Source organism: Micromonospora sp. L32, from assembly GCF_052068055.1.
Lineage (GTDB): Bacteria > Actinomycetota > Actinomycetes > Mycobacteriales > Micromonosporaceae > Micromonospora > Micromonospora purpureochromogenes.
The window spans coordinates 682175-695657 of sequence record NZ_JBQHDD010000001.1 but is presented as its reverse complement, the minus strand read 5'-3'; the positions used below and the strand labels follow the sequence as shown (position 1 = coordinate 695657).

11 protein-coding genes are annotated in these 13483 nt (G+C 71.1%); 5 read left to right on the top strand and 6 right to left on the bottom strand.

All coding sequences use genetic code 11. From position 1 onward, the window contains the following. Positions 1 to 533 precede the first annotated feature (533 nt). Positions 534 to 938, bottom strand: a complete 405-nt coding sequence (locus tag ACTMTB_RS03435; RefSeq protein ID WP_154941907.1) for a cobalamin B12-binding domain-containing protein — start codon at positions 936 to 938, stop codon at positions 534 to 536. A gap of 387 nt (positions 939 to 1325) precedes the next feature. Here ACTMTB_RS03435 and ACTMTB_RS03430 point away from each other — a divergent pair, with 387 nt between their 5' ends. The 3 genes from ACTMTB_RS03430 (at position 1326) to ACTMTB_RS03420 (ending at position 3943) form a co-directional block, all read left to right on the top strand. Further along, positions 1326 to 2042 (top strand): M23 family metallopeptidase, encoded by a 717-nt coding sequence (locus ACTMTB_RS03430; protein WP_210778427.1) that lies wholly within the window; start codon positions 1326 to 1328, stop codon positions 2040 to 2042. Between the two features lie 262 nt (positions 2043 to 2304). Next, the gene (locus ACTMTB_RS03425; RefSeq protein WP_441142392.1) at positions 2305 to 3078 is read left to right on the top strand and encodes a M23 family metallopeptidase; all 774 of its coding nucleotides are present in this window, start codon (positions 2305 to 2307) and stop codon (positions 3076 to 3078) included. Positions 3079 to 3196: 118 nt separating this feature from the next. Continuing rightward, complete coding sequence (locus ACTMTB_RS03420) at positions 3197 to 3943, top strand: hypothetical protein (protein ID WP_441142391.1); 747 nt, start codon at positions 3197 to 3199, stop codon at positions 3941 to 3943. Between the two features lie 255 nt (positions 3944 to 4198). Here the strand turns inward: ACTMTB_RS03420 and pcrA are convergent, their stop codons facing one another. Next, positions 4199 to 6604: a DNA helicase PcrA gene (gene pcrA, locus ACTMTB_RS03415; protein WP_441142390.1), complete on the bottom strand. Its 2406-nt coding sequence runs from the start codon at positions 6602 to 6604 to the stop codon at positions 4199 to 4201. 201 nt (positions 6605 to 6805) lie between these two features. Between pcrA and ACTMTB_RS03410 the strand changes: the two genes are divergently transcribed. Then, on the top strand, positions 6806 to 8659 hold the full coding sequence (locus ACTMTB_RS03410) for a bifunctional metallophosphatase/5'-nucleotidase (protein ID WP_441142389.1): 1854 nt from the start codon (positions 6806 to 6808) through the stop codon (positions 8657 to 8659). Between the two features lie 261 nt (positions 8660 to 8920). Continuing rightward, entirely contained in the window at positions 8921 to 9262 is a 342-nt protein-coding gene (locus ACTMTB_RS03405; RefSeq protein WP_154941902.1) for a chorismate mutase, read from the top strand. Positions 9263 to 9449: 187 nt separating this feature from the next. On the opposite strand, the gene ACTMTB_RS03400 is transcribed toward ACTMTB_RS03405, so the two are convergent. The 4 genes from ACTMTB_RS03400 to ACTMTB_RS03385 are packed head-to-tail and all read right to left on the bottom strand — an operon-like array spanning position 9450 to position 13404. Beyond that, entirely contained in the window at positions 9450 to 10463 is a 1014-nt protein-coding gene (locus tag ACTMTB_RS03400; protein WP_441142388.1) for an ABC transporter ATP-binding protein, read from the bottom strand. Continuing rightward, positions 10456 to 11484 (bottom strand): ABC transporter ATP-binding protein, encoded by a 1029-nt coding sequence (locus ACTMTB_RS03395; RefSeq protein ID WP_441142630.1) that lies wholly within the window; start codon positions 11482 to 11484, stop codon positions 10456 to 10458. Before ACTMTB_RS03395 ends, ACTMTB_RS03400 begins: the two co-directional genes overlap by 8 nt. Positions 11485 to 11510: 26 nt before the next feature. Further along, positions 11511 to 12485, bottom strand: coding sequence for an ABC transporter permease (locus ACTMTB_RS03390; RefSeq protein WP_441142387.1), 975 nt, complete (start codon positions 12483 to 12485; stop codon positions 11511 to 11513). Continuing rightward, the gene (locus ACTMTB_RS03385; RefSeq protein ID WP_441142386.1) at positions 12478 to 13404 is read right to left on the bottom strand and encodes an ABC transporter permease; all 927 of its coding nucleotides are present in this window, start codon (positions 13402 to 13404) and stop codon (positions 12478 to 12480) included. The genes ACTMTB_RS03390 and ACTMTB_RS03385 overlap by 8 nt, the downstream gene beginning before the upstream one ends. Positions 13405 to 13483: the final 79 nt, after the last annotated feature.

Sequence of the window (13483 nt, the reverse complement as noted above, 5' to 3'; positions counted from 1 at the left end):
TCCCGTCCCGTCTCCGCGGCGCGCCGTCGCGCCGCCACCAGCGTTGTGGAAACTCCGTTGACGCCCGTCATCAGTTGAAACGGGCCATCGGCCGCAGCCTAGCGAGATGAGCACCAGCGGCAACCGAGCGGGTGCGCGGTGTGCGGTAATGCACAGCGCGCCGCCCGCGACTCGCCGGTGCGCGGGCCCGGCCGGCAACCGCCGCGAAGGATGTCGCCGACGACGCGTAACCCCCTGGTGGGGGCATCGTTGAGTCTGATGTCGGAGCGCTGATTCAGCGCGAGGACGGGAACGGCCGATGCCCTGTCGGTCGAGGGGTGGCGGCGGGGCATCGTGCATAGAAGGGCCGGGCGTGTGAGGGGTGCGTCCGGCCCTTCCCCCGTGCCCGGATCCGGCCGGCCCTCCCCAGCGTCGCCGGCAGCTCCCGACCCACTCCAGGTACGCGACTCCGGCGGCATCCACCGGATACCGCCGGAGTGCGCGAGACGGAGTCGACCAGGGTGCCGGGCGCGGGCCCGGCGGTTGCGCAGTCGTCAGGCGACGGACTGGGCCACGTTCCCCCGGACCCACTCGACGATCGACTGGGTCGTCGCGCCCGGGGTGAAGATCTTCGCCACGCCGAGCTGCTGCAGCTCGGGGATGTCGGCGTCCGGGATGATGCCGCCGCCGAAGACGACGATGTCCCGGGCGTCCCGCTCGGCGAGCAGCTCCAGCACCCGCCGGAAGAGCGTCATGTGCGCCCCGGAGAGTACGGAGAGGCCGACGGCGTCGGCGTCCTCCTGAATGGCGGTCTCCACGATCTGCTCCGGCGTCTGGTGCAGGCCGGTGTAGATGACCTCCATGCCGGCGTCGCGCAGGGCACGCGCGACCACCTTGGCCCCACGGTCGTGGCCGTCGAGGCCCGGCTTCGCGACGACGACCCGAATACGAGAGCTCATCAGCGCACACCTTTCACGGGCTCCGCGGCTATCACCTGAACGAACGGTAACCCGCCCGGTCGGGGGCGGGAAATCCGGGCCGTACCCCTACCGTCCGGCCGCCCCCCGAGAAAGCCGGACGCCTCCGCCGAACGGTCACTCTGCGCGACGAACGGGCAGTAACGGGGACGGCCGTCCGGCGTACCGAGCTATGACAATGATGGACGGAAAGGGACAGAAAGACTCACCGATTCGGCGGTTCCGCTTGTGACCGGCGCGGCGGAGGGCTAACGTGTCCACGGTTGTCATCAGGTCCACCGACGGGTGACGACGCGACCAACGGACGTTCGACCGAGCTTCACCGAACGGCCGGAGATCGCATCGGATCCCCGACAACGGAGGGTGTGCGTGCGCCAGCGCCTGTCGTCTGAGCCCGATAGATATCGCGGCCGCCGTCGCGTACCCACTCCCCCGCGCAGCCGCTACGCGGCAGTCGTCACCACCGCGTTCGTCGGTGCCGGCATCGTCGCGCTGGGCGCGAACGCGCTCCCCGACGCCAAGAGCGTGAGCCCGTCGGTCCTCGACGAGCTCAAGCAGGCCTCGATCACCAGCCAGGACGCGGCGGCCCGCGCCGACGCCGCCGACCGCGCCTCCCGCGACACCAACCGCGACGCCGAGGTCAACGCCGGCGACCAGGACCCGTGGCTGCTGCCCCTGCAGGGCTACGACTTCAACTCCCCGTACGGGATGCGCTGGGGCAAGCTGCATACCGGCATCGACCTGGTCGCCGCCGAGGGCACCCCCTACGTCGCCATCCACTCCGGCACCGTCACCAAGGCCGGCTGGTTCGGCGGGTACGGCTACGCCGTGATCGTCCAGCACGCCGACGGCAGTGAGGCCATCTACGGCCACTCCTCCTCCGTGAACGTCAAGGAGGGGCAGCAGGTCAAGGCGGGCGACCAGCTCGGTCTGGTCGGCAACACCGGCCACTCGTACGGCTCCCACCTGCACCTGGAGATCCATGTCAAGGGCGAGCCGCGGGACCCGGTGCCGTGGCTCCAGGAGCGCGGAGTGGACATCAAGCTGCAAGTCGAGGCTTATTACAGCGAGGTAGCGGCTTCCTGACGCTCCGTATCGCCTGATGACCGCCCGGATCAACCGATCCGGGCGGTTTTTCGTGCGCGGAAGTCTGCTGGGTCACAGTCAGGACTGTGAGCGATGCCACCGTCGCCCAAGATCAGGTATCGGGCCAGAGACGGCCATTCCGCCACAATGGCGGACAGTTGCCCCGCCGGTCGCTGGCGACCCTGCGGTACCCGTACCCACCGCGGACCCGGTCGACACCCAGGATGGGTTGTCCCCAGCCCCCTGAGTGTGAAGGTCAGCCGTGCAGGAAGACACCCCCGCCCAGAACGAGATGACCGTGGCCGCCCCGGGCCGGCACCGGCTGCGGAAGCGGCGCGGCGGGCACGCTCTCGTCGTCGGCGCGGTCGCGCTGGTCGGCCTCGGCCTCGCCGGCGCCTCCACCATCGCGTTCGACCGCGACGACGCCCCCGCCCCCACCGCCGTCTCGCTGGACGCCGCGTCCCGCGCCGAGGACGCCGCCCGCGCCGACCGTTCCGCCCGTGAGTCCGCCTCCCCGGCCACCCCGTCGGCCAGCCCGACCACCGCCGGCCCGACCGCCAGCCCGTCGGCCACGCCGACGAGGAAGGCGACCCCGAAGCCGAAGCCCACGCCGACGAGGACGGCCAAGCCGAAGCCGTCCTGGGTCATCCCGATGAAGGGCGCGGAGATCACGTCCTGCTACGGGCAGCGGTGGGGCACCCTGCACGCCGGCATCGACTTCGCGATGCCCGCCGGCACGCCGGTCCGTGCCGCCTTCGGCGGCACCGTGGAGAAGGCCGGCGACGTCGGCGACGGCTACGGCATCTCGGTCGTGGTCAACCACGGCAACGGCTACCTGACCCACTACGCGCACCTGAGCACAGCCAAGGTCGGCGTCGGCGAGAAGGTCGGCGCCGGGGAGACCCTCGGCCTGGAAGGCTCCACCGGCGACTCCACCGGCCCGCACCTGCACTTCGAGGTGCACCAGGGTCAGATGTGGAACCAGATCGACCCGGCGCCGTTCCTGCGCGCCCGGGGCATCGACGTGGGCTGCTGAACCGCTGTAGTCGCCAGGTGGTGGGGACGGTCACCGGCAGTCGGCCCCGCCGGGCCCTCCGTTCACACTGGTCGCCCGAGAACCGTCAGAGCTCGCAAGCGACTGCTACCTTCGCGCCATGTCGGAGCAGCAGCCTCGGGTGCCGTCGGCCGTGGAGGCCCGGGGTGACAGTGCCGGTCCGACCGGGTGGCGGCCGCGCGCGGTCAGACTCACCATGGCCATCCGCCGCGCGCTGCCGCTGGTGGGCGTCCTCACCGCGGGCATGCTGGTGGGGGCCGTGGCCGGCAGCGCACTGCTGAATCCGGACTGGTTCCTGCTGGGCTTCCTCGTCGGCATGTTCGTCTCGCTGGGCGGCATCTATGTGATCTCCGGCCGCGACCTGCGTTTCGGCTGGGGATTCACCGCTGTGGGTCTCGCGATCCTGGTCAACGTCGCGTTCCTGCACGGCGCCTCGAAGGTGGTCCTCGAGCTTCGGGGCGAGCCGATCCGCGCGACGGTGGCCGCGGTGCGCGACGGATTCGAAGGCAAGGGCGAGCCCACCCGCCGGTTCCGGCTGGTGGAGGCCGGCGGTGTCCCGATCCGGGGCGAGCTGACGTTGTCGCGCGACGTCGAGCTGGGGGTGGGCGACGAGGTGAGCGTGCTGCGAGACGCCGCCGGCCTGGCGCACCCCGTCCCAGCCGACGAACAGGTGGCGGGCAGTACCGGCGCGATGGTGTTCTTCTGGCTGCTGGTGGCAGTGCCGGCCCTGATCTCGGGGCGGCCGCCGCGGTATCCGTCGGGCGCCGCCGCCAATCCCGGCCAGAGCCGCGTTGTCGAGACGGCCCGCCGCCGCAAGCGCGACCGCCCGCGCTCCAAGCGGCGATGACCCCGCAACACGGCCACGTCCGCCGATCGCCTCGCCGCCCGCCAGTTATCGTCACCGCCACGGGCACGGCAACCCGACCCGGATCAGGACCGCTGCGGGGCCCGTGAGAGAAGTCGGGCGATCCGCCGATGAGAATGGCCGGGCGAGTTCCTGGTCAGCGCCCGGACCACCGACATTTCGCCGAACACCCACAGCCGCGGACGACGCGAGCAGGGGCCGGACCCGGGCGGTGCGCCGGGTCCGGCCCCTGCGTCGTCAGAGCTTGTCGATCGGGGCGTGCCGCAGCACCAGCCACATCGTCTGGTCCCCGAAGTCGATCTGCGCCCGGGCGCCCGGGCCGTGCCCCTCCACGGCGAGCACCCGACCGAGGCCGTACCGCTGGTGGTTGACCCGGTCCCCCGCCGCCACCTTGGGCCCCTGCGGCAGCTCGCTCGCGGTGGCCAGCCGACTGCCGTCCACCCCGAGCCGCTTCGCCAGCTCCGCCGCCTTCGGCGTACCCCCGGCGAAGCCGCCGCGCGCGCCGGGCGCGCGGTCCGCGCGGCCACCGACGCCGCCGCCCCCGCCGGCCCACGAGGTGTACGACCCCTCGGTGCGCTCCCAGCGGACCAGCTCCGGCGGCAGCTCCTCCAGGAACCGCGACGGCGGGTTGTAGGCCGGCTGCCCCCAGGCCGAGCGGGTGACCGCCCGGGAGAGGTAGAGCCGCTGCCGGGCCCGGGTGATGCCCACGTACGCCAGCCGGCGCTCCTCCTCCAGCTCCCGGCTGTCGCCCAGCGAGCGCAGGTGCGGGAAGACGCCGTCCTCCAGGCCGGTCAGGAAGACCACCGGGAACTCCAGGCCCTTGGCCGTGTGCAGCGTCATCAGGGTGACCACGCCCTGGTGGTCCGGGTCGTCGGAGGGGATCTGGTCGGCGTCGGCGACCAGCGCCACCTGCTCCAGGAACCCGGCCACCGTGGCCCGCTCGCCCTCGGCGCCCAGCGCCTCGATCCGCTCGGTGTACTCCCGGGCGACGCTGACCAGTTCCTGGAGGTTGTCCACCCGGCCGGCGTCCTGCGGGTCGAGGCTCTCCTCCAGCTCGGTGAGGTAGCCCGAGCGGGTCAGCAGCGCCTCCAGCACCTCCTCCGGGGTGCCGGTCTCGGCCAGCTCCCGCGCGCCGTCGAGCAGCGCGACGAAGTCGGCGATGCCGTTGGCCGCGCGGGTGGAGATGCCCGGTGCCTCGCGGGCCCGGCGCAGCGCGGCGCCGAAGGAGATCCGGTCGCGGCTGGAGAGCGTCTCCACGCACGCCTCGGCGCGGTCGCCGATGCCCCGGCGCGGGGTGTTGAGCACCCGGCGCAGGCTGACCGTGTCGTCGTCGTTGACCACCGCGCGCAGGTAGGCCAGCGCGTCGCGGACCTCCTTGCGCTCGTAGAAGCGCACCCCGCCGACCACCTTGTAGGGCAGGCCGGCCCGGATGAACACCTCTTCGAAGACCCGGGACTGGGCGTTGGTGCGGTAGAAGACGGCGACGTCGCCGGGGCGGGTGTCGCCGGCGTCGACCAGCCGGTCGACCTCCCGGCCCACCCAGTCCGCCTCGGCGTGCTCGGTGTCGGCGACGTAGCCGACGATCTGCTCGCCGGCTCCGGCGTCGCTCCACAGCCGCTTGGGCTTGCGGGAGGTGTTCCGGTCGATGACCGCGTTGGCGGCGTTGAGGATGGTCTGGGTGGAGCGGTAGTTCTGCTCCAGCAGGATCGTCCGGGCGTCGGTGAAGTCCCGCTCGAACTCCAGGATGTTGCGGATGGTCGCGCCCCGGAACGCGTAGATCGACTGGTCGGCGTCGCCCACCACGCAGAGCTCGGCCGGCTCGATCCCCTCGGTGCCGGAGACCAGCTCCTTGATCAGCGTGTACTGCGCGTGGTTGGTGTCCTGGTACTCGTCGACCAGGACGTGCCGGAACCGGCGGCGGTAGCTCTCGGCGACGTGCGGGTGCGACTGGAGCAGGTGCACCGTCGTCATGATCAGGTCGTCGAAGTCCAGCGCGTGGGCCTCGCGCAGCCGGCGCTGGTAGAGCGTGTACGCCTCGGCCAGCGCCCGCTCGTTGGGGCCCTTGGCCCGGGCGGCGAACGCCTCCGGATCGACCAGCTCGTTCTTCAGGTTGGACACCTGGGCGGCCAGTCCGCGCGCCGGGTAACGCTTGGGGTCGAGGTCCAGCTCCCGGGTGACCAGCTGCATCAGTCGGCGCGAGTCGTCGGCGTCGTAGATCGAGAAGGTGGACTTGAGCCCGGCGTGCTCGTGCTCGGCGCGCAGGATCCGCACGCAGGCGGAGTGAAACGTCGACACCCACATCAGCCGGGCCCGCGGGCCGACCAGATGGGAGACCCGCTCCTTCATCTCGCCGGCGGCCTTGTTGGTGAAGGTGATCGCGATGATCTCGCCGGGGTGCACGTCCCGCGCGGCGAGCAGGTACGCGATCCGGTGGGTGAGCACCCGGGTCTTGCCGGAGCCGGCGCCGGCCACGATCAGCAGCGGGGAGCCGGCGTGGGTCACCGCGTCCCGCTGGGGGCCGTTGAGCCCCTCGACCAGGGCCTGCGGATCGAGGTGCGCGGCGGAGGACCCGGGCCGGCGCGCCGGCGGGCGGGCAGGCTCGGGCGCGGGCGGGGACGCGGGGATGTCGAAGAGAGGATGCATCGCACGGCGAGTCTATGCCGCCGGCCGGACACTTCCCGTCCGCGCACGCCCCGGCGCGACGGCGCGGTCACGGGGGCCCGGCCGGTCGGCGCGCTGAGACGAACCTGTCACGGCGTCACCCCTGGCGCCTTCGTCCCCGAAGCGCAACGATGACCGTGAAAACCCCGACTACTCCCCCGTACACGACTTGGGAGAACCACCATGACTCCACCGCGCTCGCGCGGTCGGGCCCTGCTGCGTCACCTCGCCGCACCGGCCCTCGCGCTGGCCGTCGTGGCCAGCCTGCCCGCCACCGGACGGCCCGGACCGCAACCGGCCGCCACCGACCCGACGGCCGGCCTGGCCCCGGTCGCCGTCTCCTACGCCACGCCCACCGGCGGCGAGGTCAAGGGCAACTTCCTGAGCTACAACGACTTCCACGGCGCCATCGACCCGCCCGGCGGCAGCGGAGCCGCGGTCAACGGCACCCCCGCCGGCGGCGTGGAATACCTGGCGACCTGGCTGAAGAAGCTGCGCGCCGACGCCGCGGCCGAGGGCCGCCGCACCACCACCGTCGGCGCCGGCGACCTGATCGGCGCCACGCCGCTGGTCAGCGCGGCCTTCCACGACGAGCCGACCATCGAGCTGATGGACGAGGTCGGGCTGGAGATCAGCTCGGTCGGCAACCACGAGTTCGACGAGGGCGTCGCCGAGCTGATCCGGATCAACAAGGGCGGTTGCCACCCGGTCGACGGCTGCCAGGACTCGGACGGCTTCGCCGGCGCGAAGTTCACCTACCTCGCCGCCAACACCCTCGACCGGAAGACCGGCCTGCCGATCCTGCCCCCGGTGGACGTGAAGTTCGTCGACGGCGTGCCGGTCGGCTTCGTCGGCGTGACCCTGGAGGGCACCCCGGGCATCGTGAACCCGGCCGGCATCGCCTCAGTGCGGTTCGCCGACGAGGTCCGGACCGCCAACAAGTGGGGCGGGCTGCTCAAGCTCTTCGGCATCCGGGCGATGGTGCTGCTGGTGCACGAGGGCGGCGCCCAGTCGCCGCCGCCGACCGCCCCGGGCGTCTCGGACTGCGCCAACTTCTCCGGCCCGATCGTCGACATCGTCCGCGGCCTGCGGCCGGAGTTCGGCCTGGTGGTCTCCGGGCACACCCACCGCTTCTACTCCTGCTCGCTGCCGAACTCCTCGGGCGCGCAGAGCGTGGTCACCAGCGCCGGCAGCAACGGGCAGCTGATCACCGACATCGACTACTCGCTGGACCGGCGCACCGGCCGGTTCACCGGCATCTCCGCCCGCAACGTGGTGGTGGAGAACGGCGTTCGCAACCCGGACGGCAGCTGGCAGCAGAGCGCCCCCGGCGTCTACGTCCGCAACCCCGAGCTGGTCGACGCGGGCGCCAAGGCGCTGGCCGACAAGTACCGGGCCGCGGTCGCCCCGATCGCCAACCGGGTGGTGGGCAGGATCAGCGCGGACATCGTCCGGGACGCCAGGCCCAACGGCGAGAGCCCGCTCGGTGACGTGATCGCCGACGCGCAGCTCGCGTACACGAAGGGCGACGGGGCGCAGCTGGCGCTGATGAACCCCGGCGGCGTCCGGGCCTCGCTGTCGTATGCGGCGTCGGCCGGCGGCGAGGCGCCGGGCGAGGTGACCTACGGCGAGGCGTTCACCGTCCAGCCGTTCAACAACCTGGTGGTCACCCAGACGCTGACCGGCGCGCAGCTCAAGAGCGTGCTGGAGCAGCAGTTCGTCGGCTACCAGGGGCAGACCACCCAGCGGATCCTCCAGGTCTCCGCCGGGCTGACCTACTCCTACGACAGCACCGCCCCGGCCGGCTCGCGGATCAGCGCACTGGCGCTGAACGGCGTCCCGGTGGAACCGGCGGCCGGCTACCGGGTCACCACCAACGACTTCCTCGCCAACGGCGGGGACGGGTTCACCGCGCTGACGGCGGGCACCGGCCGCACCACCGCCCCCGGCTTCGACGTGGACGCGCTGGTGGCCTACCTGGGCGCGGGCGCGCCGGTGGTCCCGGGCCCGGCCGACCGGATCACCCGGCTGGGCTGAGCGGACGTCGCCCGGCCCCGGCGTCGGGGCCGGGCGACCTTCCCAACTGTTGGCGGAATCCTTGCGCGGCCGTACCCGCGGTCGGCATACTCGACTCCGTGTTCGGTCAGCGCTTCTACTTTTACTACGGCACCGGGAGTCCGGCAGCCGTGGGTCGCGCCTGATCAACCAGACCTACGAAAAGCCCCGGGCTCCTGGAGTCCGGGGCTTTTCGCGTTCCGGGTTCCCGACACCGGGCACGACGTCAGAGAGGTACGACCGATGATGACAGACGTGGCGGAACAGAGCGGCAACACGGCACGCTCCCGGGCGGGCGACGGCCGGAACGCGGCACCCGGGTTCGGCACCGACGAGCCCGCGGCGGCGGCCCGGATCGCAGCCATCCGGGAGCGCATCGACGAGATCGACCGGACGCTGATCGGGCTGTGGCAGGAGCGGGCGGAGCTCTCCCAGCAGGTCGGCGCCACCCGGATGGCCTCCGGCGGCACCCGGCTGGTGCTGTCCCGGGAGCGGGAGATCCTGGAGCGGTTCCGGCAGGCGCTCGGCGCCGACGGCACCCAGTTGGCCCTGCTGCTGCTGCGCGCCGGCCGCGGACCGCTGTGACGGGTGCCGCCGGTCCGGGAGCCGGGCGGGACGCCCGGCCCGTTGTCCTGCGGCGTACCCTCTGGCGGCCCTGAGCGACAGCACGGCCCGGGCCGTTCGCGGGCGCCCGGCCCGGCGGCGGTCGGGCCCGGATACGACGAACCGCCTGCCGGCGTCACGCGGACGCCGGCAGGCGGTTCGGGGAGTCTCACACCTCGTGCGTGGCGACGATCTCCCGCTTCTCGGCGAAGTGGCAGGCGCTCGGGTGGTCCGAGCCCTGCCGGATCTGCAGCAGCGGCGGCTGCTCGGCGCAGATGTCCTGCGCCTTCCAGCACCGGGTGCGGAACCGGCAGCCCGAGGGCGGCGACACCGGGGACGGGACGTCACCGGTGAGCCGGATGATCGCCTTGTTGTTCCGCAGCGTCGGGTCCGGCACCGGCACCGCCGACAGCAGCGCCTGGGTGTACGGGTGGGTGGGCCCCTCGTAGATCTCGTCCTCGGTGCCGATCTCCACGATCTTGCCGAGGTACATCACCGCGACCCGGTCGGAGAGGTGACGCACCACCGACAGGTCGTGCGCGATGAACACGTACGACAGGCCGAGCTCGTTCTGGAGCTTCTCCAGCAGGTTCATCACCTGCGCCTGGATCGAGACGTCCAGGGCCGAGACGGGCTCGTCGCAGATGATCACCTCGGGCCGCAGGGCGAGCGCCCGGGCGATGCCGATGCGCTGGCGCTGACCGCCGGAGAACTGGTGCGGGTACCGGTTGATGTGCTCCGGGTTGAGGCCCACCAGGTCGAGCAGTTCCTTGACCTTGTCCCGGCGGCTGCCCTTCGGCGCCACCTCCGGGTGGATCTCGAACGGCTCGCCGATCAGGTCACCGACCGTCATCCGCGGGTTCAGCGAGGTGTACGGGTCCTGCATGACCAGCTGGATCTGCCGGCGCAGCCGACGCAGCGCGCCGCCGGACAGCTTGGAGATGTCCTGGCCCTTGAAGAGCACGCTGCCGGCGGTCGGCTTCTCCAGGTTCATCAGCACCCGGCTCAGCGTCGACTTGCCGCAGCCAGACTCGCCGACCACGCCCAGGGTCTCACCGGCCCGCAGGTCGAAGGAGACGCCGTCGACGGCCTTGACGTGACCGATGGTCTTCTTGAACACCACACCGCGGGTGACGGGGTAGTGCTTGACCAGGTCGCGTACCTCGAGGATGTTCTCAGACACGGTTCACCAGCTCCTCGGCGAAGTGGCAGGCGCTGGCCCGACCGGCGCCGATCTGCAGCAACGGGGGGAGCTTCTCGCGGCACACCGGCTGGGCCATGGCGCAGCGCGGGTTGAACGGGCAGCCCGGCGGGATGTTCATCAGGTTCGGCGGGAGGCCCTTGATCGTGCGGAGCTGCTGGCCCTTCTCGTCCAGGCGGGGGATCGAGTCGAGCAGGCCGAGGGTGTACGGGTGCCCCGGCTTCGCGTACAGGTCGTACACGTCGGCTTCCTCGACGATCCGGCCGGCGTACATGACCGCGATCCGGTCCGCGACGTCGGCGACCACGCCGAGGTCGTGGGTGATCAGGATCATGCCCATCCGCCGCTCCCGCTGGAGCTCGCCGAGCAGGTCCATGATCTGGGCCTGCACGGTCACGTCCAGCGCGGTGGTCGGCTCGTCGGCGATCAGCACCTCGGGGTCGAGCGCCAGCGACATCGCGATCATCGCGCGCTGCCGCATACCGCCGGAGAACTGGTGCGGGTAGTTGCTGAACCGGCCCTTGGCGTTCGGGATCTTGACCTGGTCGAGCATCTCGATCGCGCGCTTCTTGGCGTCCGCGCGGCTCATGCCGCGCCGGATCCGGAACTGCTCGGCGATCTGGAACCCGACGGTGAAGACCGGGTTCAGCGCGGAGAGCGAGTCCTGGAAGATCATCGCGATGCCCTCGCCACGGATGCGGCGGCGCTCCTCGGCGGACATCTTGAGCATGTCCTTGCCGTGGAAGCGGACCTGACCGCCGGTGACGAAGCCCGGCGGCATGTCGAGGATGCCCATGATGGTCTGCGCGGTGACGCTCTTGCCGGAGCCGGACTCGCCGAGCACGGCGAGGGTCTCCCCCGCGTCGACGTGGTAGGTGACCCCGTTGATGACCTTGGCGACGCCGTCCCGGGTGCGGAACTCCACCCGCAGGTCGTCGACCTCGAGCAGCCGGCCCGAGGGGCGGCCGGATCCGTCGGCGCCCGGCGCGGTCTGCTCGGACACGAGAATGTCGGACAACTCAGTCTCCCCTATCGGAGCTTCGGGTCGAGGGCCTCGCGGACGGCCTCACCGAGCATGACGAAGCTCAGCACGGCAGTGACGAGGAACGCGGAGGGGAAGAAGAGCAGGTACGGCGACGGCCGCAGGTACTGCTGCGCTTCGTTGACCATGATTCCCCAGGAGACCACCGGGCTCTTCAGGCCGATGCCCAGGAAGGAGAGCGTGGCCTCGGCGCCGATGAACGAGCCGACCATGATCGTCCCGTACACCAGCAGCGGCGCCAGGCAGTTCGGCAGCAGGTGCTTGAGGATGATCCGGCTGGTGCTGGCGCCCATGGCCCGCGCCGCCACGATGTAGTCGGCCTCCTTGTTGGCGAGCACCGAGGAGCGCATCAGCCGCATGACCACCGGCCAGCCCAGGAGGACCAGCGACGCGATGACCAAGCCCTTGATCTCCCACGCGCTGTTGTCGCTGCCGGCGCCGTTGAAGGTGGTCAGGATGACGATGGCGCCGAGCACGAACGGCAGGCCGAAGAAGATGTCGGCGATCCGGGAGAGCACGGCGTCCACCCAGCCACCCCGGTAACCGGCGATGACGCCCATCGTCCCGCCGATCAGCATGACGCCGAGCACGGAGAGCAGCGACACCACGATCGACGCGTTGGCACCGTAGATCACCCGGGCGAAGACGTCACGGCCCTGCACGTCGTAGCCGAACCAGGCGTCGCCCGACGGCTCCACCCGGCTGCGCGACAGCGCGCCGTTGTACGGGTCACCGTCGGTGAACAGCGACGGGAAGAGCGCCATCAGCACGAAGATCACGATGAACGTGGCGGAGATCCAGAACAGCGGCTTGCGCCGCAGGTCCCGCCAGGCGTCGCCGAGCAGACCGCGAGGCTTCTCCTTGCGGGTCCCCTCCGGCTGGCCCGGGGTCGCCGGCACCATCTCGGTCGGGTTCTCCGGTCGGGGGGTGCTGACGATGGAGGCGGTGGAAGGGTCACTCATAGCGAATCCTCGGGTCCAGGGTGGCGTAGAGCAGGTCCACCAGGAGGTTCATCAGGAGGTAGACGAGCACCAGGACCACCACGATGGAGACAACCGTAGCGCTCTCCTTGGTGACGATCGCCCGGAGGACCGCACGGCCGATGCCGTTGATGCTGAAAATGCCCTCGGTGATGATCGCGCCGCCCATCAGGGCGCCGAGGTCGGTGCCGAGCAGGGTCACCACCGGGATCAGCGAGTTGCGCAGCAGGTGGATGCCGACCACCCGGCGCATGGGCAGGCCCTTGGCGATCGCGGTCCGCACGTAGTCGGCGCGGCGGTTCTCCGCGATGCTGGTGCGCGCCACCCGGGCGACGTACGCCATGGACGCGCTACCGAGCACGAAGCCCGGGAGGATCAGTTCGCTAAAGCGCATCTCGCTGGAGACCGTCGGCTTGACGATCTCCCACTGCACGCCGAAGAGCCACTGGAGCACGAAGCCGATGACGAAGACCGGCAGCGCGATGAGGAACAGGGTGCTGACCAGGACCAGGTTGTCCAGGAAGCCGTTGCGCCGCAGGCCGGTGAGCACACCTGCGGTGAGGCCGATGACCGCCTCGATGAGCAGGGCGACCGCGGCGAGCTTGAGGGTGTTGGGATATGCCGTCGCGATGATGTCGTTGACCGAGCGCCCGGACCAGGTCGAGCCGAAGTCCCCCTGGAAGAGGTTCTTCATGTAGATGGCGTACTGCACGAAAAACGGCTCGTCCAGTTGGTACTTCTCGGTCATCATGGCGACGTAGTTGTCCGGGCAGCCCCGATCACCGCACTTGCCGGCGAACGGGTCACCGGGAACCGCCCAGACGAGCGCGTAGATCATTAACGTCGTCCCGATGAACACCGGTACGAGTTGGAGCAGCCGTCTCAACAGATAACGGCCCATGGGGTGGTCCTCCAGACAGGGGGCGCGTCGGACGGCCGACACGGATGGTGACAACGTGGCGAGGGAATGTTGTAACACC